This window comes from Pseudomonas sp. NPDC047961, from assembly GCF_050272435.1.
Classification (GTDB): Bacteria; Pseudomonadota; Gammaproteobacteria; order Pseudomonadales; family Pseudomonadaceae; genus Stutzerimonas.
The window spans coordinates 155162-178470 of sequence record NZ_JBNNMD010000006.1; the positions used below are offsets into that span (position 1 = coordinate 155162).

A 23309-nucleotide genomic window follows, 5' to 3' on the forward strand; every position below is an offset into this window, starting at 1 on the left:
CGGCCCTCCGTTAGACCAAGGACACCTGAGATGCCTGCGGCTATTACGCCCGTCAATGCAACCTCGACTATCACGCGCCGCGCGACACGCATCGGCTTTTTCATGGCCGGATTCGGTCTGTCGATCTGGGCACCGCTGGTGCCGTACGTGCGCGAACGCATCGAGATGAGCGACGCAGTGTTCGGTACGTTGCTGCTGTGTATCGGTGTCGGTTCGCTGACCTGGATGCCACTGTCCGGACTGCTCGTAACACAACGCGGCATCCGTCCGGTGGTGCTCTGCAGTGTCGTCCTGCTGCTGTTCGCCCTGTTGGGCATGGCCTTCAGCCAATCGCTCGCAGTGCTGGCCCTCGCGCTTTTCTGTTTCGGCGGCAGCCTTGGCGTGATCGACGTAGTGCTCAACATCCAGGGCGTCGTGATCGAGCGAGACACGGGCAAGCGCCACATGTCGAACTTTCACGGCATGTTCAGCTTAGGTTCGATTAGCGGCGCGCTTTCACTTACCGGCGCGTTGACGCTTGGCCTCGCCCCTGCCACCGGCACACTGCTGATGATCGCAGTCATCGCCCTCGCCAATCTCGCAGTGAGCCCTGGTTATCTGCGGGACAAGGCGCCAGCCGGCGGAGTCGCGTTCATCCGCCCGACAGGCGCGGTGCTGTTGGTCGGCGCCATGACCTTCGTCGTCTATCTGGCCGAAGGCGCAGTATTGGATTGGAGCGCGCTTTATCTGACTGAGCAGAAGGCACTGGAAACCGCCAAAGGAGGCCTGGGATACGCCAGCTTCGCCCTGATGGTGACAGTTGGACGTTTCGCCGGCGCGCCGGTGGTCAACAGCCTGGGCACCGCCAGAGTGATCGGCCTGGGTGGATTGCTGGCTGCTTTCGGCATTGGCTTGACCATTCTCACCGAGCATTGGGGGCTTGCCCTGCTCGGTTATGGGCTCTGCGGGCTTGGCTGCGCCAACGTCTCGCCGGTATTGATCTCGTCGTTGAGCCGACAGAACGCCATGCCTGTCCATCAAGCCATTACCGCAGCGACCACCATCGGGTTTGCAGGGGTGCTTGCAGGCCCGGCGCTGATCGGTGTGATTGCTCACTACGCATCGCTGACGCTGGCCTTCGCCCTGCTCGCGGCGCTGTTGTTCATGCTAGCGCTTGGGAGCCATCGGTTCAGAGACTAACCGCTCGGGGGAGCATGAGGTCTGGCATCAGCACCGCGTAAAGAGCTACAGACCGGCCAATAACGTTTGGCTAGAATGCGCGACCTATGCGTATCCTAGACATTCACCAGCAGCTCGCCTCGATCGGCGCCAAGCCCATCCACATTGGCCGGGTGACCCGTGCCTGGCTGAATGGCACACCGCTGGACACCGGCACGCGCCACCAGCGGACGGAAGACTTCCTCCCGTTGTCCGTACGCAACGGCCTGCATGAGGTCAGCCAGTCAATTGAAGGGCTGGCCCGCCTGAGTTCTGAGCATCCGGGCTCGGATGGTTCCGCACGGTTGCTGGTGGCGCTGGCTGACGGTCAGATGGTCGAGAGCGTACTGCTGCCCAGAGCCGGTCTCTGCGTATCGAGTCAGGTCGGGTGCGCCGTGGGCTGCGTCTTTTGCATGACTGGCAAGAGTGGCTTGTTGCGCCAATTGGGCAGCGCCGAGATCGTCGCCCAGGTCGCCCTCGCGCGACGTTTCCGCCCGGTCAAGAAAGTCGTCTTCATGGGCATGGGCGAGCCTGCTCACAACCTCGACAACGTGCTCGACGCCATCGACTTGCTGGGCACCGATGGAGGCATCGGGCACAAGAACCTGGTGTTCTCCACGGTTGGCGACCGGCGCGTATTCGAGCGCTTGCCGCTGCAGAAAGTGAAACCCGCTCTGGCCCTGTCTTTACACAGCACCGACGCCGCATTGCGCCGCGAGTTGCTGCCGCGAGCGCCTCAGTTCGATCCCGCCGAACTTGTCGAGCTGGGCGAAGCCTATGCCCGCCTCGTCGACTATCCGATTCAATATCAGTGGACGCTGCTCAAAGGCATCAATGACAGCCAGAACGAGATGGACGGGATCATCCGCTTGCTGCGCGGCAAGTTCGCGATCATGAACGTCATCCCCTACAACAGCCTCGATGACGACGAGTTTCAGCGGCCAGAGGCTGATCGCATCCATCAGATCATGCGCTATCTGCATGAAAACGGGGTGCTGACGAAGGTGCGCAACTCGGCGGGACAGGACATCGATGGAGGCTGCGGACAACTGCGCGCCCGTGCGGAGCGTGTGATCCGTGCACGCCAGCGTCCGGCTGAATCGCCCGTGCTAGACGCTAATTGAACGGGTTACAGCGTGCAGTGTCCTAGCGCATTGACCCAATTCCCGGCTCCGACCGAATGCGAGAGCACGCATGCACACCTTGGCACAACTTGAACGCGGCGACCTCGCCGGAACAACCCGCCTGGACCTGTCAGAACAGCTCGAGACTTTCCCTCGAGCCATATTCGACCTGGCTGATAGCCTGGAAATTCTCAACCTTTCAGGGAACCAGCTCAGCAGTTTGCCTGACGATTTGTCGCGCCTGCACAAGCTGCGCATCCTATTCTGCTCGGACAACCCTTTCACCGAGCTGCCCGCCTCGATCGGCCACTGCGCCAGTCTGGAGATGGTTGGGTTCAAAGCCAATCGCATCCGCCACGTGCCCGCTGACGCGCTGCCGCCCAGGCTGCGCTGGCTGATCCTGACCGACAACCAGCTCGAAGCGGTGCCTGACGAAATTGGACGCTGCGACCGCCTGCAGAAGCTGATGCTCGCCGGCAACCAGCTAGCCGCATTGCCCGAGTCGCTTGCTCGCTGCCGCCAGTTGGAATTGCTGCGCATCGCCGCCAATCAGTTGCCAGCATTGCCGCAGTGGCTGTTGTCTATGCCGCGTCTTAGCTGGCTGGCGTTCGCCGGCAACCCGTTCAGCGATGCGCTGGAATCGCAGACCTTGGCGCAGCATCCGCTGCCACCGGTCGACCGCAGGCAGATCATGTTCGGCGACGTGCTTGGCCAGGGCGCATCCGGCGTCGTTCATCGTGCTGACTGGCAAGCGCCCGGCCAGCCGAGCCGTGCCATGGCAGCCAAACTGTTCAAAGGCAGCCTGACCAGTGACGGGCTCCCCCATAGCGAGATGGCGGCCTGCATCGCCGCTGGCGAACATCCCAACCTGATCAGCATTGCCGGACCATTGGCCGACCGCACCGATGCGCCACCGGGTTTGCTGATGGCTCTCATTGATCCGTCGTACCGGGTGCTCGCCGGTCCGCCATCACTGGCCAGCTGCACCCGCGACTGCTACACACCGGCGCAACGATTCTCCGCCGACCAGCTGCTGCGGATCGCAACAGGTGCGGCCTCGGCGACCAGCCATTTCCACCCGCGCGGTATCCTGCACGGCGACCTCTATGCGCATAACCTGCTGGTCGACTCGCGTGGCCAGACGCTGCTCAGCGACTTCGGTGCAGCCTCGTTCTTCGAACCGGAGACCGCTGCGGGCCAGGCGCTGCAGCGTATCGAAACGCGTGCGTTCGGCTGTTTGCTCGAGGAGTTGCTGGAGCGCTGCGACGCCAACGGTCAGGACGAGCGCCTTGTGCAGCTTGCGATCCTGCAGCGTCAGTGCATGCAGGAAGACTCCAGCCAACGCCCGGATTTCAACCAGGTGGTCGCGCAGTTGACGCAGCTTGCGCCGCAACGGAGCGTTTCGGCCAGGTAGTTGCATGGGCCATCGTCCATCTCGCTTTCCGACGGCAACCTGACGCTATGCTCGCCCCAGAACCAAAACCCGACGACGTACCCGAACGCTATGCCAGCGATACGGTCACGCTAGACCATGACCCGTTCGTGGTCGGGCTCAAACAACGGCTTCCTGCAGACCTGCGAGAGAGCTTCACCCCACAGCAGCTGGACGGGTTGCGCAGTGCCTTCGCGACCCGCTCATGGGCCAGGCACAAGCTTGACCTACGCGGGACCTTCAGCCTGTGGAGCAACCAGTACTATTTCGTGTTGGTTGGCGGGCGAAACAAGCGCAGCCTGAGTCGAGCCCAACGCAGCCTGTCGCTGGCCGCCAAAGCCGGCGCGATCACTGCGTTTCTGTTTTTCTCTGTGCTGGTAGGCCTGGTCGCCCTGTACCTAGTCAAGTCGGCTCTCGGAATCAATCTGCTGCCGAACTATTCGCTGGGCCTGTGGGATTGGTTCAAAGGATGATCTAAACCTGGCCTGTGAACGCTGATTCGGCTGCAACAGGCATCAATCGCCGATGAGGATCAGCTTGCCGGTAGCCGGATCACGGTAAACCTGCCCGACGCTCTCCAAGCCCTGTCCGCCATCACCGTCAACGCTGTCTGGTAGCTTGGGCAGCTCTCGCCCGCGCTCGACGGCTATCGGCTGTTTCGCAGCACTCAACTGTTCCAGCAGATCCGTCTGCGCGACCAGCGCTGCAATCAACCCACAGGCGAACACCAGCACGACATCGACCATGTTCGCCAGCGGCCCCAGCGGATCGTCGTCGCCCGCGGCGAACCGACTAGAGCGCCAGCGCCGGCTCATCGTCGCGCTCCTGGTTAGTCCGGGCTTCGAGTTCATCAAGGAGTTCGTCGTACCAGCGTCGACGCAAGCGACCCAATGCGAAGCCGAGCACGCCGATCAACAAACCGAGCACGGTGGTATCGAAGGCCACGCGCATGGCCACGCTGAGAATCTGCACGTTGCCATTCCCCAGGGCCGCCAAACCGGGCCCCAGTGGAATCAGCGTTCCCATCAGCCCGAGCATCGGACCAACCCGTGCCACCAGATCGGCTCGATCGAGCCTTCGGCGTGCGCGCCGCTCGATTTCCGCCGGGGGCAGCAGGCGCCAACGGCGCAGGCCGCCGAACCGCTCGCCCACGGCGACACCGGCATCGCAGATGGCGAGCGCCAACAGGCCGAACAGACCCCAGGTCACGGGCTGTAACAGCCAGCCCACCAGCAAATGCAGCCAACTGAACAATTGATTGTCGAACACGTTAAGCGACTCCCCTCGACCGTGGCCCGCGACCACGCCAGATACCCAGTCCCAACAGCAGCAGAACGATCAGCGCAGCCAGCCAGAGGTACTGGCTGGCGCTCTCGTCACCTTGTGTTTCAGCTTGAGCCGGCTCGGCCTGAGCGGTGTCCGCCTCCGGCTGAATTTCGCTGATGCTGCTCGGGGGGTTCGATGGCGGCGCTGCCCGAAGAGCCGCATTCAGCCGCGCCTGCAGCGCGTCGCGCAGCGGGTCGCCGAGCTTCGGCATCAGCCACTCGAACATCGGATGATCCGGTCGGGTATGCCCGCTCCCCGGCAAGCCATGCGCGGCGACCAGAGTGGCAAACTGCTCGGCCAGTGCGTGCTGGGTCGCCTCGTCGGCCTTCCAAAAGCCCTTCTGAATCGCCACCAGCATGATTGCGAGCATGTTGCTTTTGACATGCACGTTGGCCCCTTGCTCGAGAAAGGCGTCGATGCCCAGCGCATGCCTGTCATCCAGATAGACCGCCTTGACCTCTTCCCAGGCGGTGTCCTTGATAATCTCGGGGTTGGTCACCTGCCAGCCCCAGAGGTACTCCAGAAATTCGCTGCCCATGGTGCGTGCGCCAGCGTAGTCATGCTGCATCAGCGCCTTGATCCAGGCCGGATTCAGGAATCGCCCGCGCAGTTCGGCCAGCAGCGCCTGCTGCAGTGGCTCAAGACGAACCTTTTGCGGATCGTTGTGCCAGCTGACGAAATTCTCCGGCGCTTTTCCGCTCAGGTGCTCCACGGCCATGCTCAAGCCGCCGAGGTAGTCAAAGGCATCGTTATTGTCCATCAAGCCATACAGATTGCTGGAACGCCCGAGATAGGTGCGGGTGACGTGCTTCAGGCTCTCTTCGAACACCGCCTGCACGGGCTCGCCCTGGTGGTTCAAACCATACGCATGGCCCATGCGATTGACGTAGCTGCGTGCGAGTTCGCCGCGTTCCTGCCAGCTGCCAGAACGTTCGACGAGCGTATTGACCCCGGCGCCGTAGGCGCCCGGTGCAACACCGAAGAGCCGCAACGCGGCGAGGCTACCGGCTTGCTCAGGCTCAGCGCCTGAGTCGAGTCGCTGCGCGGCGTCCCGCACCCAATTAGCCGCCACCAGATTCAACGTCAGACTTTCATCGTCGCCACTTGCGAGCGCACCGAGCGGTTGCAGTGCCGCATCCAGCGACGTACGCAGCGCAGGGTAGTCACGGCGAATGGTTTCGCTGGCGCCGTCCAGCGCTAGCAGTACACCGCATTCGAGCAGTGCAAGCTGATCGGCATAAAGATCGCGAAACAAACCGGAGGTGGTGAACATCAGGTCGCGTCGCTCGCGCCCGGTTGAAGCAGGTATTCGCTTGATGCCTTCGACGATGCCCCGGCTGTTCCACACAGGTTCTACGCCAAGCAGATCCAGTCCGAAGGCGATCATGGCGCCTTCATCACGGACGGTATCGGATGCCCAGAGAATGACGGCCTCGCGTCCGCCCTGCTCCATTGGCCGCTGTCGCGCACGGTCGGCCAGCTCGCTGCCAATACTCCAGCCGATGCGACTCGGGATCAGGCTACTGTCGAGCGCATGGAAATTGCGACCGGTCGGTAACGCCTCCGGCGTACGGATCGGATCGTTGCCTTTGCCTGGCTCGACGAATCGGCCGTTGAGCGCGTCGACCAGCGCCTGCATTTCCGCATCCGGTGAATCAATCAGTGCCTGCCGGTAACGCGACTCCTCGGTATTCATGGACGCCAGCAAGGTGTCCACGGCTTCCGGCGCCCAGGGCTGGCCGAACACATGCAGGCCAAGCGGCATGAAGCGCTCCTGAATATTCGTCAGGTAATGCCCGACCTCGTGCACCAGCAAGTCATCATCCACCTGTTCGAAATCGATACCGCGCGCTGCCAGCGGCTCGGCCATGGACTCGCGTAGCTCGGGTTCCAGCCTGGAACGAGTCACCAACCGCTTGATCTCGGCAATGGTGGCGCGCCGCGCCGGCCCTTCGCTGCTGCCAGTGCCCGTCTCGAAGCTCTCGATCAATTGGCGCAACTTGAGCAGATCGTCATAAAGCGGCGTAGCCACCAGCGGCGGAGTCAGGTGATCGATCATGACGGCCAGCCCACGACGCTTGGCCTGAATCCCTTCGCCAACCCCATCGACGATGTAGGGATAGATGCTCGGCAGGTCACCGACGATCTGCGTCGGGTAGTCTTCGGCACTGAGCCCTGCTCGACGACGCGGCAGAAACTCATAGGTGGAGTGACGACCCAGGTGGATCAGCGCATCAGCCCTGAACTCGTCACGCAACCAGTGATACAGGGCCAGGTACTGATGGGGTGGCGGGAACACCAGGTTGGCATGGAGCAGTTCCTCGTCGACTTCCCAGCCCCTAGGGGGCTGCGGCCCGATGAAGATGTTGCCAAACTGCACCCCCGGCAGCACCATCTGGCCGTCATGCACCATGACCTGACCCGGCGCCTCTCCCCACCCGCGCAACCCCTCAATGCCCGTCTCTGCCAGCGCCTGAATGAGGCTGTCAGCCTGGCCCCAATCAGCCAGCCCGGGCTGGCTCAGCGCCTGCTCATAAAAGGTTTCGAGCTGGGCTAACAGATCCAACGCGCGCTCGCGTGCCGGATGGACGACACCGTCGAGCACATGGTGCAGCTCGCTGGAACCGCTTTTCAGAGTCAACCTGGCGATGTCCAGCTGTGAGGCTTGTAACGCGCGGCGCATTTGCGCATTCCAATACCCCAGCGGGCCTTGGACCATCTCCGCCTGCAATGCCGATGGCAGCGAATGAAACCAGCGACGGTAACCATCGGTATCGACCGTAACGGCCTTGCGTGCCATCGCAGCCAGCGCATCGCCCTGTTCCGGCAGGTTGACACCCTGCTCTTGCAGCAGCTCCAGCAGCTGCTCCGGCGAGCCTGGCAGCGTTCCAGTGTCGTAGCCTTCGGTTTTCAAACGCTGAAGGATGGTGAACAGCGATTGCGGTACATCGAGGTTATCCGCGCCGATGTTGTGCCGCCCCGGTGGGTGGTTGTAGTAGATGATTGCCAAGCGCTTGTCCGCATTCGCCTTCGTCTGCAGCTGCTGCCAACGGGCCAGGCGAGCCGCCATGGCCTCGACACGGGAAGGTAGCGGTTGACTGAAGCCAAAGCGAATCCCCGAATTTGGGTCGATCTGGGACGACTTCCAAGCCGCCAGCACCATCGGCTGGCCGGTACCCTGCAATTCGGGCATCGCCAGCTGGTAATGCACCTTGTCACGACCGAGCCCATCGCTGGAAAGCTGCCACACGTTCTCGTCGCGGTCGTCCAAACGCAGCGCCTTGAATACAGGCACATCGAGCTGTTTGAGGAGTTCGGTTGCCTCCTCGCGCCCCTCACCGCCGCCGAGGACGAAATCCTGCAGCACAACTACCGCCGCCAGCGGTGGGTGCGCAGCATCGTTTAGCCAATGTAACGCCTGCAACGTGCCCTCACCCCAGCTGGCAAAGAGGCTGACGCATGCGATGTCGCGTTGCTGCAGGGTCTGACACAACGCATCGTTGAGGTCGGCATCTCCGCGTCGATCAGCACGGCCATGGTCAATCACCGCAACCATTCGCTCGCCGCGCCAGGCGAGATCCTGAGCTTCCCTTACCGCGCCGTCCTGATAGAAACGCATCGCCGGCCGCGCCTGTGCAGGCTCGGCAGTGTCGCCTGGGTTGTCGCGGTCCGTCAGCCACACCAGCAACCGCGCAATATTATCGCTACCACCGGCAAGCCAATAACTGCGAGCTTCGATCCATTGGGCTTGAACCGGGTTGGCGGCCGCTAGCGACTGAACCCACGCATCCAGATCACCAGCGGGTTTTTCGGCCCCCAGGCTTACCGCCTGATCACGGTTGGCAAACACCATACGGTCATTGGTGCGACTCATCGCCACCAACGCCTGATCGCTGTGCATGATGAAGCGTTCGCCTGTGCTGTGCCGCTCGATCAACGGTCGCAAACGCTCGACTTCCGCCCCGAATACACCCACCACGAGCAAGCGCCTTCCACTGGCAAGCCATTGGGCGATCGCGGCGTCGTCCAGCTCTGCCAGTTGCTCCGGAGTCCGGGCGCTAACGGTACGCTCAGGGAATCGTTGCTTTAGCAAAGCGGCAGCTGAAGCGAACTCAGCAGCGCTGTATTCGGAAATAATCGCGTTGATCTGACTGGCGCTAACCGGTGCCACTTGCGTCAGTAACAGAAGCGCTAGTGCCACGCAGCGAAAGGCGAAAGACATGCCCACTCCATCCGGGTGCAGTGGGCAACAGATAAGCCGCCTAGCCAAACCGGCATAGCGACAAAACTGAGTACGTCGCCCACCGCGACAGTTCCTGGGAAGTACGGGCTGGTATCGGGCTCAGTCGGATCGACTCTACCGTTGCGGGGGCAGCATCAGCTTGCACTGATTTCCCATTTAACCCGGACCATGATCCGGGCACCACGCACTTCAATTGTTCAACCGCTAGGCGGCCGAGGCGCGAACCTTACGCGCCGACTTAGGCAAGATCAAGCAACGACAAGCGTGACGACCCGATGATGTCGCTAACCATCGGATTGATCTCTCCAGAAGCAGGATTGCTGACTAGACTTCAAGGCATTCAGCCTCACGGAGACACTTATGGACGACGATAGGCAACCCAAATCGCTCACGCTGCGGCAGATGCTTCAAAGCATGCTGGCCGGCGCTTTGGGCGTGCAGAGTGGAAAGAATCGAGTGCGGGATTTCAGCCACGGTAAACCCAGCCATTTCATTCTGCTCGGCGTCGGCTTCACCGTAGCGTTCGTCCTGGTGATTTTGGGGATCGTCAAGCTGGTGCTCTATCTAGTCGGCGTTTAACCCGGTTATGTAGAGGCCGCCAGGTTATTGGTGGCTAACCCAGAACACTGCTGTCGCCACTGCGAGCAGGATCAGAAAGAAGATCGCGGCGGCATCTGCGCGGCTGTCATTATCATGGCGTTTCAAATGCTCTGACACAGCGGTATACCTTGTCGTTGAGGATCGCATTGATTGCAGTTAAGACCATGCATACGGAGCGCTCAAGGCCAGCGATTGAAATGCCTGAAAAGCAGCGTTTCGTTCTAAACATATTCCCAAACATCACTTTTGCGCATAAACGCTAGCTGGTATCGTGCCGGCCTCCCATCAACGGGTGCGCGGCCGTGCGCGCAGAAGCTGTAGACAGCCTGAAAAAACAGGACATTTATGTACGTATACGACCAGTATGACCAACACATCATCGAGGATCGCGTGCGTCAGTTCCGTGACCAGATTCGCCGCTATCTCGCCGGTGAACTGACTGACGCAGAATTGTTGCCTCTTCGCCTGCAGAACGGTCTGTACATCCAGCGCTATGCGCCGATGCTGCGCATTGCTGTGCCTTATGGGCTGTTGTCGTCTACTCAGATCCGCAAGCTGGCCGACATCACCCGTCGGTACGATAAGGGCTACGCCCACATCAGTACCCGTACCAACGTGCAGCTCAACTGGCCCGAGCTGGAGGATGTCCCTGACATTCTCGCCGAACTGGCAACCGTGCAGATGCACGCCATCCAGACCAGCGGCAACTGCATCCGCAATACCACCACCGACCAGTTCGCCGGCGTGGCCAACGACGAGCTAGTCGACCCCCGCCCCTGGTGCGAGATCATTCGTCAGTGGTCGACCTTCCATCCAGAGTTCGCATTCCTGCCACGCAAGTTCAAGATTGCGGTGAACGGCGCTGCGGGTGACCGTGCAGCCATCGAGGTCCATGACATCGGGCTCGAAGCGGTCAACAACGAGGCAGGCGAGCTGGGTTTCCGCGTATCCGTGGGTGGCGGTCTTGGCCGTACGCCGATCGTGGGCAGCTTTATCAATGAGTTCCTGCCATGGCAGCACCTGTTGACTTATCTCGATGCGATTCTGCGCGTGTATAACCGCTATGGTCGTCGTGATAACAAGTTCAAGGCGCGCATCAAGATTCTGGTCAAGGCCCTAACTCCGGAAGTGTTTGCCGAGCGTGTAGAGGCCGAGTGGTCGTATTTGAAAGACGGCGCGAATACTTTGACCGAAGCCGAGGTCGAGCGGGTCAGCAAATTCTTCGTCGACCCGGAGTACAAATCTCTCGAAGACCAGAGCGCTGTGCTCGCCCAGCTTGATGCCGAGCACCCAGGCTTCGCTCGCTGGCGTGAGCGCAACGTTGTCGCTCACAAGAAATCCGGTTACGCAGCGGTCACATTGTCACTGAAAAGCACCGGCGTAGCGCCAGGTGACGTGACAGACAAGCAGCTCGATACCATTGCCGATCTGGCGGATAGATACAGCTTTGGCGAAGTACGCAACTCCCACGAGCAGAACATGATCCTGGCCGATGTCGAGCAGTCACGTCTGTTCGAGCTGTGGCATGAGTTACGCGAACTAGGAGTCGCCACGCCAAACATCGGCTTGCTGACCGACATCATCTGCTGCCCAGGTGGCGATTTCTGCTCCCTGGCGAATGCCAAATCGATCCCGATCGCCGAAGCCATTCAACGCCGCTTCGATGACATGGATTATTTGTTCGACATCGGCGATATCGACCTGAACATCTCCGGTTGCATGAACGCATGCGGACACCACCATGTGGGTCACATCGGCATTCTTGGCGTAGATAAGAAAGGCGCGGAGTTCTATCAGGTTTCGCTCGGCGGCAGCTCAGGGCGAAATGCGAGCCTCGGCCAGATCCTCGGTCCATCCTTTGCCCAGGATGTCATGCCCGACGTGATCGAAAAGGTCATCGGCGTCTACGTGGAGCAGCGTACAGAAGATGAACAGTTTCTCGATACTTACCGCCGAATCGGTATCGACCCCTTCAAGGAGCGCGTCTATGCAGCGAATCATTAAGGACGGCCAGGTCATCGACGAGACCTGGCACCTGCTGCCCAAGGATGTGACCCTTGATGGCTTGTCCAACTGCGACGATCTGATCGTACCCTTCCAGCTATGGCTCGATCATGCTCATGCCCTCAAAGTTCGGGATGGCGGTCTCGGCATCTGGCTGGATTCCGACGAGGCCGTGGAAGAGATTGCCGATGACCTGGAACATTTTCAGGTCATCGCACTGAACTTCCCTGCGTTCACCGACGGCCGTCATTACTCGACTGCGCGACTGCTACGAGATCGCTACGGTTACAAAGGCGAAATCCGCGCCATCGGAGACGTGTTGCGTGATCAGCTGTTTTACATGCGCCGTTGCGGCTTCGATGCCTTTGCCGTGCGCCCTGATCGCGACCCTTATGATGCGCTGGAAGGTCTGAATGATTTCTCAGTCACTTACCAGGCCGCCGCAGACGAACCTCTTCCGCTGTTTCGCCGCAGATAAGGCAGACCCAACGATACGCTGTAAAAAAACCCGCCTATTTGGCGGGTTTTTTCGTTACTGGTACATCCAAAAGTTCGGGTGCTCTACCCGCTCAATTGCGATCGTAGCGTTCTTACCGAAGGCTGCCTTGATTTTCTCTGCCAGTGTTTTCATGAGCGGCTCCTGCTGCGTTGAAGTAGCGTTAGCTTCTCTCAATCGATAACAGCGAAGAAATCGGCTTTTACTATGATCAACAAGCAAAACGCTAATAGCGTCGCGTCTGCCCGCTCAGTCGAGTCGAACCAACATCCTTCCGGTTTGCTGGCCAGCCAAGGTACGCTCGATCGCTTCAGGCAACTGTTCCAGCGAAATCTCCTGCACCAAGTCGTCTAGATTAGGCAGCTTCCACTGCACTGAAAGCTTGTCCCACATTGAAGCTTTGACGACCAGAGGGATCTCAACCGAATCGACGCCCAGTAGATTCACCCCACGCAAGATGAACGGCAGTACGTTAGCCTGAAAATTCGTTCCCGCGGTCAAGCCGCAACATGCCACGCTCGCACCGCGCTGCAGCGACTTCACCACGTTGAACAGAATATCGCCACCGACAGTATCGACCGCCCCCGCCCATTGCTCTTTGAGCAGGGGCTTCTCGGTGCCAGCCTGTAACGCGCTACGCTCAACGATTTGGGTCGCGCCAAGCTTGCGAAGGAAGTCGCCTTGCTCGGCCTTGCCCGTCACTGCCGCCACCTTGTATCCCAAGCGGGACAACAGGGCTATCGCTATGCTGCCGACCCCGCCGGTCGCGCCCGTTACCAGAATCGGCGCGTCAGTTGGCTCGAGACCTGCTTGCTCAAGTTTGTCTATGCACAGTGCAGCGGTCAGGCCAGCCGTGCCGAGCGCCATGGCCTCACGCAGCGAAAGCCCTACCGGGCGCTTGATTACCCACGCTGCCGGAACCCGGATGAACTGGCCGAAACCACCAGCGGTATTCATTCCAAGGTCATAACCGGTGACGATCACTTCGTCACCTACGGAAAAGTCGGCCACACTCGACTCGGCAACTGTCCCTGCTGCATCGATACCGGGTGTGTGTGGAAAGTTGCGAGTGACGCCGCGATTGCCACTCGCCGATAAGGCATCCTTGTAGTTGAGCGACGAGTAGCTGACTCGAATCAGTACTTCGCCTGCTGACAACTCGTCAGTGTCCCGTTCGATCAGGCAAGTTTCGAAACGACCACCGTTTTCATTGGTTTGCAGTGCTTTGAAGCGAGCCATTAGTAATCCCCTTATTGCCAGAAACGTTGTTCATTAAGACGCGTCCAACCCTTCAACACACCGTGCTCAAGGACCGTGCTTGCAGCCATGCCGAATCGCTCAGGCAGGCTTTTCTTCTCTGCGTAATGCAGCTGGAACAGATCAGCTTCACGGGCCCGGGAAGCCAGGTATTCATCGCTAGTCTGCAATTCATCAACCAGCTGCTTGCCGAGCGCCGCGATCCCGAGCCACACCTCGCCCGTAGCGACCTCATCAATGCTCAGCTGCTGGCGATACCGCGCGACAAAGTTCTTGAACAGTTCGTGGGTGGTTTCCAGATCGTCTTGAAATTTCTCCCGGCCCTTCTCAGTGTTTTCACCGAAGATGGTCAGGGTGCGTTTGTACTCACCGGCGGTCAGCACCTCGACATCGACGTCATGCTTTTTGAGCAGGCGATGCAGATTAGGCAGTTGCGCAACCACACCGATGGAACCGAGAATCGCAAATGGCGCGCTGAGGATCTTCTGACCGATGCAGGCCATCATGTAGCCACCACTCGCAGCAACCTTGTCGACACAAACCGTTAGCGGCACACCGGCATCGCGGATGCGCACCAGCTGTGAAGCAGCAAGCCCATAGCCGTGAACCATACCACCACCGCTTTCGAGCCGTAGAACGACTTCATCCTTCGGTGTGGCCATGGTCAACAGAGCAGTGACCTCGTGACGGAGGCTCTCGACGGCCGACGCCTTGATGTCACCGTCGAAATCGAGCACAAACACTCGGGAACGGTCTTCTGGGTTTTTCTTGGCCAGCTTGGCTGCCTTCGTTTCTTGTTTGCGCAGGAGTTTCAGCTGATCCTTTTCAATCATTGATTGCTCGAGACGCTCGCGCATCGATTTGTAGAAATCGTTGAGCTTGTGTACTTCCAGATGGCCACCCGTTTGCTTGGACCGACCACGACGTAGCGAAGCAAGCGCCATCAGCACTACCAAGACAGCGGCTACCAGCGTCACCGTCTTCGCCAGAAAGCTTGCATAGTCAGCAAGAAATTCCACAAACCCTCCTCAATTAACCACGGTCGCCAGCAGAAACCCAAGTTGGCGAAAATCGCTCAAGCATACCGATTACATTACCGGCTGAGCCAGCGGAACCAGATTCAAACGAACGTATGATTTATCGTTGACACTCCACTACGATGCCCCTACGCTCGCGAAAACTGGGTGCCGGAGCAACGCATGGGCAGTATCTACCTGATCAGACATGGCCAGGCGTCGTTTGGCGCAGAAAACTATGACGTGCTGTCTCCAGTCGGCTTCCAGCAATCGGCAGCCCTAGGTGATTATCTGGATCAAATGGGTATTCGCTTTGACCGCTGCGTAAGTGGGGAGTTGAATCGACAACAGGACACCGCCCGCGCAACGCTCCAGCGAATGACTCCTCCTCTCGAAAGGCCACTGCCGGATATACAGATTGACGCTGCCTTCAATGAGTTTCGCGCCGACGAAGTGATTCGCGCACATATGGACGATCTCTTGGCCGTTGAGCCAGGTGCCATTCAGGTCTTTGGCAATGCAGCCAATCATCGTGCGGAGTTTCAGCGACTGTTCAAATATGTCATTCAGCGATGGGTCTCTGGCGATCACGAAAAGCAGGGGCTTGAAAGCTGGCAGAGTTTTGTAAACCGCGTTCAGGCTGGATTGAGTCGGTTGCTCGAACAGGCAAGCAAAAAAGATCACATCGCCGTGTTCACGTCTGGCGGTACGATCACAGCGTTGCTGCAATTGATCGTCGGCGTACCACCTATCAAGGCGTTCGAACTGAACTGGCAGATCGTCAATACGTCAATTAGCCGCCTGAAGTTTCGTGATCGGGACGTCGCCTTGGCATCATTCAATAGCCACGCACACCTAGAATTGCTGAAGAATCCGGAGCTCGTCACCTATCGATAAGCTCCAGCCGACCGCGGCCCCATAGCCGCACGTTTTTCCCCACGACAATAAAGGGTCATATCCGATGAGCAATGTCGACGAAACCATCCAGGGCATGAAGGCCAAGTTCAACCCCAGCGCTGCGGCCGGCTTGGATCTGGTTTTCCAGTTCAATATCACCGATGCCGAAAACTACTACCTGGTCGTAAAAGACGGTACCTGTGACTTTCATAAGGGCGAATCGGCTGATGCCAACGTTACGCTGATTATGGATAGCGAAACCATGCAGGGCGTCATCAGCGGTGAAACCGACGGCATGCAGGCCTTCATGGCAGGCAAGCTGCGCGCCGAAGGGGACATGATGCTAGCGCTGAAATTGAGCGAGCTGTTCCCGGCCTGATCTACCTTGACGTAAAAAGCCGAAGTCCCACGACTTCGGCTTTTTTATGCGCTTTTTTTAGGATTTTCCAAGCATCAGGCGCCTTGATTACGCGGCAACACCCCGGCCAATAACGGCCGACTTCCCTTGGTGATGCTCAATGCGGGCATTAGATTAGGGTCGTCGGATGGTCAATGGCGCAGCGGCTCGAAGCCTGCCATAGCTGGCCATTAAGGCATCGATAACAGAAAAGGGACAAGCATGGCGCTTACTGATCAGACCAGCCGTATACGTGACGGCGAAGAACTGCCCACCGAGGCCATCGACCAGTACCTGAAAACCCACATTCCGGGACTAGAAGGTATGCCGAGTATTTCGCAGTTTCCAGGGGGGGCGTCCAACCTGACCTATCTGCTGGAATACCCGAAGCAGGAATTCGTGCTCCGCCGTCCTCCCTTTGGTCATAAGGCCAAGTCCGCACATGACATGGGACGCGAATATCGAATCCTCAACCAGCTCAACGCTGGCTTTCCGTACTGCCCGAAGGCCTACGCCTATTGCACCGACGAGACGCTTATCGGGGCCGAGTTTTACGTGATGGAGCGGGTCAAGGGCATCATTCTCCGTGAGGACATGCCCGCCGAACTTGGATTCACGTCGGAGCAGACCACCGCGCTGTGCAAGAGCTTCATCGACAAGTTCGTCGACTTGCACAATGTTGACTACAACGCCTGTGGCCTAGGTGATCTGGGCAAGCCCGAAGGTTACGTCCAGCGGCAGATAAATGGCTGGATCGATCGGTACGAGCGAGCGATTACGGCTGACGCGCCTGGATGGGAGCCGGTTAAGGCTTGGCTGCGGGACAAGATGCCAGCCGATCACCACAAGCCGGGCATCATCCACAATGACTACCGCTTCGATAATGTAATCCTCAATCCGGATAACCCCATGGAGATCATCGGTGTTCTGGATTGGGAGATGACTACGCTGGGTGATCCTCTAATGGATTTGGGCAATACGCTTGCCTATTGGATTGAAGCGACGGACCCGGCGCCGATGCAGCTGATTCGCAAACAGCCCAGCAACGCGCCCGGCATGCTGACTCGTCAGCAATTTGTCGACTACTACGCCGAGCGCGCGGGTATCCGCATCGACAACTTTGACTATTACTACACCTATGGCCTGTTCCGCCTAGCGGCGATTGTTCAACAAATCTACTACCGCTACTTCCACGGTCAGACCCAGGACAAGCGGTTCGCCAAGTTCGTACAAATGAACGCCCTGCTCGAGCAAGTGAGCCTGCAGGTTATTAACAACTCGAAGCTGTAACACAGCTCACCAAGAGGAACCGACTCCATGAGTAAGACCAACCTATTTGACCTGGACGGCAAGATTGCCTTCGTATCCGGCGCCAGCCGTGGCATTGGCGAAGCCATCGCCAAACTGCTGGCTCAGCAAGGCGCCCACGTTATTGTTTCAAGCCGCAAAATTGATGGCTGCCAGGCGGTTGCTGATGCGATCAACGCCGACGGTGGCAAGGCCACAGCCGTCGCGTGCCATATCGGTGAGCTCGAACAGATCCAGGCCGTCTTCGCTCAAATTCGCGAACAGTTCGGTCGGCTGGACATCTTGGTCAACAACGCGGCTACCAATCCACAGTTCTGCCATATTTTGGATACCGACGTGTCAGCCTTTCAGAAAACGGTTGATGTGAATATCCGAGGCTATTTCTTCATGTCCGTTGAGGCCGGCAAATTGATGCGTGAGCATGGGGGCGGCAGCATTATCAACGTAGCCTCGATCAATGGCGTCACGCCGGGCAACTTCCAGGGTATTTACTCGGTCACCAAAGCAGCGGTGATCAACATGACCAAGGCTTTCGCCAAGGAGTGCGCCCCCCAAGGCATTCGCTGCAATGCGCTGCTTCCAGGCCTCACGGACACCAAGTTTGCCTCAGCCCTGGTCAAGAACGACTCGATCCGCGAAGAAGCGCTACGTCACATCCCACTACACCGTGTTGCGGATCCCAGCGAAATGGCGGGTGCTGTGCTCTATCTCGCCAGCGATGCATCGAGCTACACCACCGGTCTGTCGCTCAATGTAGACGGCGGCTACCTCGCCTGATCAAGCGACTTATACAAAAAAGGGAACCATTAGGTTCCCTTTTTTTGCGGAGCTTTCTGGCTACCAGCCCTTCATCGCCTGTTCTGCTGCGACGCTTGCCGGTTTCGCCAACAGCCCAGCAGGGGTCATCTCGACTGTATAAACGGCGTTGTCAGCGATCGGTAGATAGCTAACTCGGCGCAGTTGCGCATCGAGCATTAGCGGAGTGCACTCGCACCGATGCAACCACGCCCAGAAATCCACCCCCGCCCGGCTGTTTCCCAGCTGCACATAGGGACGACGCGCCTGATCCTGTTGCTCGACGGCCAGGTAGCGACCTGAAAGGCGCTCCAGCCGATAGCCAGGCTCCAACCCAATGAGCGCCGCCAGTCCCTTCCAATGAAGTGCTCGCAAGTCGAGCTGCCAGAGATCGCCTTCAAGCGTGACAAAGCGAGTGCTCTGCCCCTCTTGCACTTGCACCCGATAACGCTGATGACCATCGGCCTGAAAGGTCAGCGAAGCCAGCGGCGTGCCATCACTCAACGGCTGATAAGTCGTGACGTCCCAGGCGACTAGGCCAACTAGGCCAGCCAGCGAAAGTACCAGCATTCCGAGGGTGCCACGCAACCAGCCCAGCAACCAGTGCCCTCCCACAAGTAACCGCACCGCGACCAAGCCACTGAGCAGTGCAAGTAACGCGACAACCACCGCAAGCCCTATATATTGCATTGCCCACAAATCCACCGAAATCCGACGGGGCATTATCGATACGGTCCATCAGAGCAACCAGTACCAGAAAGGAACACTGGAGACGAGTCGACATTCTGTTGTTTGCCATTCGCTCAACCAACCCGTACCACGGCATTAGGAGGCGCTTGTCGTTGGCTTTACAGAAGCGCAACCGGCATGATGCGCCATCTCCGTTACCGATTTTGCTATGAGTGTTTCACATGCTGACCTTTGAGCTTGCGACCGACCCACTGGTATTGGTCGCCCTCATGGCCGTCGCCTTTCTTGCCGGCTTTATTGATGCCATAGCCGGCGGAGGTGGCCTATTGACGCTTCCCGCTCTCCTGACCGCCGGCTTACCGCCGCATCTGGTTCTAGGCACCAACAAACTGTGCGCAACCTTTGGCTCAGCTACGGCAAGCTTCACTTTTTATCGCAGAAAACTATTTCATCCACAGCAATGGCGATCAGCGCTCTTAGCGACTGCTATAGGGGCAGCGCTGGGCGCGGGTTTGGCACATATGATCCCGGCACGCTGGCTCAATCAGGCCCTGCCTCTGGTGGTATTTGCCTGCGGGCTGTATCTGCTTTTCGGGCGGGTGCCAACCACACCTCGAACGGGCGCTGAGCCAATAGCCCAACATAGACAATGGCCACAAGGCCTGACTCTGGGCTTTTATGACGGCCTAGCGGGGCCCGGCACGGGAGCATTCTGGACCGTCAGCAACATGTTGCTCTACCCGCTCGACTTGCTAAAAGCCAGCGGCGTGGCTCGCAGCATGAACTTCGTCAGCAACGGTGTTGCACTTGCCGTATTCATTGCTGGCGGGCAAGTCGCCTGGGGGCTAGGCATCGGCATGGGGCTCGCCTTGATGGTCGGCGCATACCTTGGGGCGCGCACTGCAATCCAGGGCGGATCGAAATTCATCCGACCGATCTTTATATCGGTGGTGCTGGTACTGAGTCTGCGGCTAGCCTGGCAGCACTGGTTCGGTGCGGCCTAAGCGCCGAGCCAGATACAGATCAATCAAGTAACGGGCGATGGATTTGTGAGCAGGCAGCGCAGGCAGATCGTGGATAGAAAACCAGTTTGCATCCTCAATCTCTTCAGGCTGCATCACGATCTCTCCCGATGCATACTCGGCGTGAAAGCCAAGCATCAAAGAGTGTGGAAACGGCCATCCCTGACTGCAGATGTACTGGGGCTCATGGATAGACACCCCAACCTCCTCGTGGACTTCCCGCCTGACGCACTGTTCGACTGACTCGCCGGGCTCAACGAACCCTGCAAGCGTGCTGTATACCCCGGGGGCAAAGCGCGGTGAACGAGCCAGTAGCAGCTCGTCGCCTCGCGTTACCAAAACAATCATGCTCGGCGAGATGCGAGGGTAGTGGTGAATGCCACAACTCTCGCACTGCATCGCACGCTCCGTAGCATGCTGGCGCATCGGGTTGCCGCAGCTGCCGCAGAAGCGATGATGGCTCGCCCAAGTGCCAATCTGCGCAGCGAAACCGAGCATACGAAACCTTTCGGTATCGTCATCATGCATCATGAATTGACGCAGCCCCTGCCAGCCAGCGCCGGGCACTTCGACCGGGTGCGCCAACTCCATTAGAAACACTTGGTCGCCATCGAAATAACCCAAGCCTTGCTCGCTGAGCAACGGTAGGTCGAGGCGTTTCAACCAATCTCTGGGAAACAGCACGCCATTTGCATCACAAAGAAACCCCTGCTGGCAATGCACGACGGCCCATCCACCGCCCATAGCCGGATCAAGCAATGCTGGCTGCCACCGTAAACTCATCAGGCAGCCACCGGCAGACCCAGTGCCCGCACACTTTCGGTCGCGAGATCCAACACGCTGACTCGTGATTCGTCGCGCCGTAGTATCGCTCCGCCGTCGAGGTAATATTCGAGGCTGGTCAACGCGTCGGCCAGAGTCTCAAGCATTTGCTCTGGTGGCATTTGCACACCCTCGAGCATCTGCTTCTGAATAAAGTCGGCACAGGCACCGATCAACTCAGCGGCGCGATCCTGTTCTAGAAAACGCAGCCCACCACGAACAGCCATCAAACTGAAAGGGACATTGGCCAAGTGTAACTTTTCCCCGTTTGATTCCAGATAGGCTGTGATGGCGCGCTTGGCCAAGGCCAAACCTGCGGTCGCCTCGCCGATCACCACGATGCAAGCTTCAGTGAGCTGATGGTTGGCGAATGCCTCAGCCTCTTGGCCCGGCTGTGCAATCTGTGGACGCGCATCAAAGCGCTCGCCGCGCTCCAGGCTGGCCACCATGCTCTCGACATAGAGCACCGCATCGGCCAATTTCAACAGCGCCTGGGGCTCGGGCAGTTGTTCGACGCTCCAGCCGGACACCACCGAGAGCTGGGCATGCAAGGTACTCGATGCCGAGGACAAGCCCACCATCCCCAACGTCTTCGCCAGTTTGCCTAGCAGACTATGCAGGTTTGGATACGACTCAGCCGGTGCGGTCTGGCGCTCGATGAGATCGAGTAAATCTTTGAGACTCGCCAGCTCTTCACGGATCGCCGACGACAGGGAGCGCATCACAGCCTGCCCGGGGCCCGCCAACCGCTGGGATTCATCCTCAAGAAGATGGTCGGTGAAGGGTAACGAACCAAGCGAAAATGTCTCCCGCACCTGACTTGCTAACGGCCCATTGCTTTCGGCTAATGCAACGAGATACAGCAGCTCCTTGAGCAGAACCCGAGGTGGTTCATAGGCATCATGACCGCTGAGCTGCCGAAGTTCTCGGTCAAGCCTGGAAAACAATTGCTTGCGTGATTGGCGCGGCAACAGTTGGCCATCCAGCTGGGCCTCCAAAGCTGCGCTCCCCAGCCAACACAGGCGACCACCCGCCGAGTTTGCGAACAGCAGATCCAACCGGCCCAGCGCACGCGCCATAAGCTTAAGGCTGGCGGAGGCATTGTCTTCACGAATGAAGCCGAGCAAGCCTACCTGGTACATTTGACGCAACCGGCGCGCCTCGGCCGCACGCGCAGCGGGCTCGCGCACCGCAGCCTCGATTGGCGGACGCGCATGATCGAGGCGGACGCTGAAGAAGAAACTTTCGGGTAACGGCGACTGGCCACTAACCAACCGCAAAGCATTGATCGGCGGCAGCAGTAGTTCGGGCATTTCCTGCCGGCTGGCGTCGACGCTTTCGAGATAACGTCCAAGCACATACAGCGCGTTACTCAGCGCTGCCAACTGACTGTCTCGATCTTCCCCCGCCCCTACGGGGATGTCTGTCGCCAGCTGGAGTATTTCCTGCGCGAGCAGTTCGGCGCCGGTCAACTCGATGAGCCGCAGCGTGCCGCGAACCTGCTTGAGATTCTCGACAGCCTGCTGCAACAGACCGCTATTGTTTCTGTCGATGATGAAATGCTCGAGGCTCTGCTCGGCTTCTTCCATGGTAGCGAACAACTCATCGCGAACCAGGCTGAGTGAAGTAGCTCCGGTAACCATGCCTAGCGCGCCTCCCGCGCAACGTTTGAATGATGCATCAGTCAGCGAAATCCGGTTTCTGCTTGCTCATATGGGCCGCCATGGCCACCTTCAGGTCAGCCGACTGAAGCATCGCTGCGTTCCAGGTGGCGATGTACTCGAGGCCATCATCGACACGGTGGTCGCGCATATAGCGAATCATCTCCTTGGTCCCGCGAATGGCGACTGGTGACTTCGCGGCGATATCGGCCGCCAGAGCGAAAACCCCAGCCATAAGGGATGGTTGGTCGGTGTAAGTTTGATTGACTAGGCCAATGGCCTTCGCTTCCTGCCCGTCAACGCTACGCCCGGTGTATGCGAGCTCGCGCATCATGCCGTCGCCGATGATTCGCGGTAGTCGCTGCAGCGTACCGACATCCGCCGCCATCCCCATATCGATTTCCTTGATCGAAAACTGCGCATCGAGCGTGCAGTAACGCATATCGCAGGCAGCGATGAGATCGATCGCACCGCCGATGCAGTACCCTTGGATCGCCGCCATGACCGGCTTGCGGCAATTATCCACCGCGTTGAACGAGCTCTGAAGCTTGAGAATCTGGCGACGCAGGTGTTCGGCGTTGCGGCCCACATCGCTGCCCATCTGGGTCGCGGCTTGCGCCAATAGTTGAAGATCAATTCCCGCTGAAAAATGCTTTCCCTCGCCCGACAGTACCACTACCCGAATGTCGTCCGTATCATCGATCCATTGGAAGATATCGACAATTTCGCTCCAGAATGCAGCATTCATGGCGTTGACCTTGTCAGGTCGGTTAATCGCTACATGGGCGATCTTGTTCTTCAACTCCACACGGAAGGCTTGGTAGTCGGTCACGTATCATCCTCGACAGCCGAGGCACTCAGTGCCTGAACGGGTTCGACAGCCCCACACAGGGAGGACTGCTCTCAGCCGAGCAACTATAACAACAGCCGAGTGAAAGTCGATGCGGGACGATGTGAAGCAGCCCACGCCCTCGCACATGATCTTCTTTGACAAGCTGCGATACCGGCTGGATGGGCCGAGT

Annotated in this window: 21 protein-coding genes and 1 riboswitch; of the genes, 12 read left to right on the plus strand and 9 right to left on the minus strand. The window is 58.9% G+C overall.

Annotated features, from left to right (window positions below; translation table 11 throughout):
- The first annotated feature begins 30 nt into the window (after nt 1-30).
- From ACQKIK_RS19055 to ACQKIK_RS19070, 4 genes are all read left to right on the plus strand, one after another.
- A complete protein-coding gene (locus tag ACQKIK_RS19055; protein WP_499137111.1) occupies nt 31-1179 on the plus strand; it encodes an MFS transporter in 1149 nt (382 codons plus the stop codon).
- An 86-nt stretch (nt 1180-1265) separates the two neighbouring features.
- The gene (locus ACQKIK_RS19060; protein ID WP_463287373.1) at nt 1266-2321 is read left to right on the plus strand and encodes an RNA methyltransferase; all 1056 of its coding nucleotides are present in this window, start codon (nt 1266-1268) and stop codon (nt 2319-2321) included.
- 70 nt (nt 2322-2391) lie between these two features.
- Entirely contained in the window at nt 2392-3735 is a 1344-nt protein-coding gene (locus ACQKIK_RS19065; RefSeq protein WP_499137112.1) for a leucine-rich repeat-containing protein kinase family protein, read from the plus strand.
- 47 nt (nt 3736-3782) lie between these two features.
- The gene (locus ACQKIK_RS19070; RefSeq protein ID WP_499137113.1) at nt 3783-4226 is read left to right on the plus strand and encodes a 3-phosphoshikimate 1-carboxyvinyltransferase; all 444 of its coding nucleotides are present in this window, start codon (nt 3783-3785) and stop codon (nt 4224-4226) included.
- A 42-nt stretch (nt 4227-4268) separates the two neighbouring features.
- Here the strand turns inward: ACQKIK_RS19070 and ACQKIK_RS19075 are convergent, their stop codons facing one another.
- Genes ACQKIK_RS19075 through ACQKIK_RS19085 form a run of 3 tightly spaced genes read right to left on the minus strand, consistent with a single transcriptional unit; the run spans nt 4269 to nt 9301 of the window.
- Entirely contained in the window at nt 4269-4568 is a 300-nt protein-coding gene (locus tag ACQKIK_RS19075; RefSeq protein ID WP_499137114.1) for a DUF2149 domain-containing protein, read from the minus strand.
- Nucleotides 4546-5022, minus strand: coding sequence for a MotA/TolQ/ExbB proton channel family protein (locus ACQKIK_RS19080; protein ID WP_499137115.1), 477 nt, complete (start codon nt 5020-5022; stop codon nt 4546-4548). The genes ACQKIK_RS19075 and ACQKIK_RS19080 overlap by 23 nt, the downstream gene beginning before the upstream one ends.
- 1 nt (nt 5023) lies before the next feature.
- On the minus strand, nt 5024-9301 hold the full coding sequence (locus ACQKIK_RS19085) for a cobaltochelatase subunit CobN (protein WP_499137116.1): 4278 nt from the start codon (nt 9299-9301) through the stop codon (nt 5024-5026).
- 89 nt (nt 9302-9390) lie between these two features.
- A riboswitch (cobalamin riboswitch) is annotated at nt 9391-9523 on the minus strand.
- A 159-nt stretch (nt 9524-9682) separates the two neighbouring features.
- Here ACQKIK_RS19085 and ACQKIK_RS19090 point away from each other — a divergent pair.
- The 3 genes from ACQKIK_RS19090 to ACQKIK_RS19100 all read left to right on the plus strand — a co-directional run bounded on the left by ACQKIK_RS19090 (nt 9683) and on the right by ACQKIK_RS19100 (nt 12404).
- Entirely contained in the window at nt 9683-9901 is a 219-nt protein-coding gene (locus ACQKIK_RS19090; RefSeq protein WP_045427575.1) for a DUF2970 domain-containing protein, read from the plus strand.
- A gap of 366 nt (nt 9902-10267) precedes the next feature.
- The gene (locus ACQKIK_RS19095) at nt 10268-11926 is read left to right on the plus strand and encodes a nitrite/sulfite reductase (RefSeq protein ID WP_499137117.1); all 1659 of its coding nucleotides are present in this window, start codon (nt 10268-10270) and stop codon (nt 11924-11926) included.
- Nucleotides 11910-12404 (plus strand): DUF934 domain-containing protein, encoded by a 495-nt coding sequence (locus ACQKIK_RS19100; protein WP_045427578.1) that lies wholly within the window; start codon nt 11910-11912, stop codon nt 12402-12404. Before ACQKIK_RS19095 ends, ACQKIK_RS19100 begins: the two co-directional genes overlap by 17 nt.
- Before the next feature lie 267 nt (nt 12405-12671).
- Here the strand turns inward: ACQKIK_RS19100 and ACQKIK_RS19105 are convergent, their stop codons facing one another.
- Together ACQKIK_RS19105 and sohB are read right to left on the minus strand one after the other, a co-directional pair.
- Complete coding sequence (locus tag ACQKIK_RS19105) at nt 12672-13661, minus strand: YhdH/YhfP family quinone oxidoreductase (RefSeq protein ID WP_499137118.1); 990 nt, start codon at nt 13659-13661, stop codon at nt 12672-12674.
- 11 nt (nt 13662-13672) lie between these two features.
- The gene (sohB, locus tag ACQKIK_RS19110; RefSeq protein ID WP_499137119.1) at nt 13673-14698 is read right to left on the minus strand and encodes a protease SohB; all 1026 of its coding nucleotides are present in this window, start codon (nt 14696-14698) and stop codon (nt 13673-13675) included.
- A gap of 180 nt (nt 14699-14878) precedes the next feature.
- Between sohB and ACQKIK_RS19115 the strand changes: the two genes are divergently transcribed.
- The 4 genes from ACQKIK_RS19115 (at nt 14879) to ACQKIK_RS19130 (ending at nt 18074) form a co-directional block, all read left to right on the plus strand.
- Entirely contained in the window at nt 14879-15592 is a 714-nt protein-coding gene (locus ACQKIK_RS19115) for a histidine phosphatase family protein (RefSeq protein ID WP_499137120.1), read from the plus strand.
- A 64-nt stretch (nt 15593-15656) separates the two neighbouring features.
- Nucleotides 15657-15971 carry an SCP2 sterol-binding domain-containing protein gene (locus ACQKIK_RS19120; protein ID WP_045427587.1) on the plus strand — a complete coding sequence of 105 codons (315 nt, stop codon included), beginning with the start codon at nt 15657-15659 and terminating at the stop codon, nt 15969-15971.
- Nucleotides 15972-16211: 240 nt separating this feature from the next.
- Complete coding sequence (locus ACQKIK_RS19125; protein ID WP_499137121.1) at nt 16212-17279, plus strand: phosphotransferase family protein; 1068 nt, start codon at nt 16212-16214, stop codon at nt 17277-17279.
- Between the two features lie 27 nt (nt 17280-17306).
- Nucleotides 17307-18074: an SDR family oxidoreductase gene (locus tag ACQKIK_RS19130; RefSeq protein ID WP_045427593.1), complete on the plus strand. Its 768-nt coding sequence runs from the start codon at nt 17307-17309 to the stop codon at nt 18072-18074.
- Nucleotides 18075-18134: 60 nt separating this feature from the next.
- Here ACQKIK_RS19130 and ACQKIK_RS19135 read toward each other — a convergent pair whose 3' ends face one another.
- Nucleotides 18135-18782 (minus strand): hypothetical protein, encoded by a 648-nt coding sequence (locus tag ACQKIK_RS19135; protein WP_499137122.1) that lies wholly within the window; start codon nt 18780-18782, stop codon nt 18135-18137.
- A gap of 221 nt (nt 18783-19003) precedes the next feature.
- Between ACQKIK_RS19135 and ACQKIK_RS19140 the strand changes: the two genes are divergently transcribed.
- Nucleotides 19004-19786, plus strand: a complete 783-nt coding sequence (locus ACQKIK_RS19140; RefSeq protein WP_499137123.1) for a TSUP family transporter — start codon at nt 19004-19006, stop codon at nt 19784-19786.
- Here the strand turns inward: ACQKIK_RS19140 and nudC are convergent.
- Genes nudC through ACQKIK_RS19155 form a run of 3 tightly spaced genes read right to left on the minus strand, consistent with a single transcriptional unit; the run spans nt 19754 to nt 23119 of the window.
- A complete protein-coding gene (gene nudC, locus ACQKIK_RS19145; protein ID WP_499137124.1) occupies nt 19754-20587 on the minus strand; it encodes an NAD(+) diphosphatase in 834 nt (277 codons plus the stop codon). The two genes, ACQKIK_RS19140 and nudC, sit on opposite strands and share 33 nt — an antisense overlap.
- Nucleotides 20587-22269: a FimL-related protein gene (locus tag ACQKIK_RS19150; RefSeq protein WP_499137125.1), complete on the minus strand. Its 1683-nt coding sequence runs from the start codon at nt 22267-22269 to the stop codon at nt 20587-20589. The genes nudC and ACQKIK_RS19150 overlap by 1 nt, the downstream gene beginning before the upstream one ends.
- A gap of 37 nt (nt 22270-22306) precedes the next feature.
- Nucleotides 22307-23119 carry a crotonase/enoyl-CoA hydratase family protein gene (locus ACQKIK_RS19155; protein WP_499137126.1) on the minus strand — a complete coding sequence of 271 codons (813 nt, stop codon included), beginning with the start codon at nt 23117-23119 and terminating at the stop codon, nt 22307-22309.
- Nucleotides 23120-23309: the final 190 nt, after the last annotated feature.

What these genes read in the sequence shown, in the direction of transcription:
- ACQKIK_RS19075 (WP_499137114.1), bottom strand. Translation starts at nt 4,568, where the DNA reads ATGAGCCGGCGCTGGCGCTCTAGTCGGTTCGCCGCGGGCGACGACGAT.
- ACQKIK_RS19115 (WP_499137120.1), top strand. Translation starts at nt 14,879, where the DNA reads ATGGGCAGTATCTACCTGATCAGACATGGCCAGGCGTCGTTTGGCGCA.
- nudC (WP_499137124.1), bottom strand. Translation starts at nt 20,587, where the DNA reads ATGAGTTTACGGTGGCAGCCAGCATTGCTTGATCCGGCTATGGGCGGT.
- ACQKIK_RS19105 (WP_499137118.1), bottom strand. Translation starts at nt 13,661, where the DNA reads ATGGCTCGCTTCAAAGCACTGCAAACCAATGAAAACGGTGGTCGTTTC.
- ACQKIK_RS19085 (WP_499137116.1), bottom strand. Translation starts at nt 9,301, where the DNA reads ATGTCTTTCGCCTTTCGCTGCGTGGCACTAGCGCTTCTGTTACTGACG.
- ACQKIK_RS19060 (WP_463287373.1), top strand. Translation starts at nt 1,266, where the DNA reads ATGCGTATCCTAGACATTCACCAGCAGCTCGCCTCGATCGGCGCCAAG.
- ACQKIK_RS19065 (WP_499137112.1), top strand. Translation starts at nt 2,392, where the DNA reads ATGCACACCTTGGCACAACTTGAACGCGGCGACCTCGCCGGAACAACC.
- ACQKIK_RS19130 (WP_045427593.1), top strand. Translation starts at nt 17,307, where the DNA reads ATGAGTAAGACCAACCTATTTGACCTGGACGGCAAGATTGCCTTCGTA.
- ACQKIK_RS19120 (WP_045427587.1), top strand. Translation starts at nt 15,657, where the DNA reads ATGAGCAATGTCGACGAAACCATCCAGGGCATGAAGGCCAAGTTCAAC.
- ACQKIK_RS19095 (WP_499137117.1), top strand. Translation starts at nt 10,268, where the DNA reads ATGTACGTATACGACCAGTATGACCAACACATCATCGAGGATCGCGTG.
- ACQKIK_RS19140 (WP_499137123.1), top strand. Translation starts at nt 19,004, where the DNA reads ATGCTGACCTTTGAGCTTGCGACCGACCCACTGGTATTGGTCGCCCTC.
- ACQKIK_RS19055 (WP_499137111.1), top strand. Translation starts at nt 31, where the DNA reads ATGCCTGCGGCTATTACGCCCGTCAATGCAACCTCGACTATCACGCGC.
- ACQKIK_RS19135 (WP_499137122.1), bottom strand. Translation starts at nt 18,782, where the DNA reads ATGCAATATATAGGGCTTGCGGTGGTTGTCGCGTTACTTGCACTGCTC.
- ACQKIK_RS19125 (WP_499137121.1), top strand. Translation starts at nt 16,212, where the DNA reads ATGGCGCTTACTGATCAGACCAGCCGTATACGTGACGGCGAAGAACTG.
- ACQKIK_RS19150 (WP_499137125.1), bottom strand. Translation starts at nt 22,269, where the DNA reads ATGGTTACCGGAGCTACTTCACTCAGCCTGGTTCGCGATGAGTTGTTC.
- ACQKIK_RS19070 (WP_499137113.1), top strand. Translation starts at nt 3,783, where the DNA reads ATGCTCGCCCCAGAACCAAAACCCGACGACGTACCCGAACGCTATGCC.
- ACQKIK_RS19100 (WP_045427578.1), top strand. Translation starts at nt 11,910, where the DNA reads ATGCAGCGAATCATTAAGGACGGCCAGGTCATCGACGAGACCTGGCAC.
- ACQKIK_RS19090 (WP_045427575.1), top strand. Translation starts at nt 9,683, where the DNA reads ATGGACGACGATAGGCAACCCAAATCGCTCACGCTGCGGCAGATGCTT.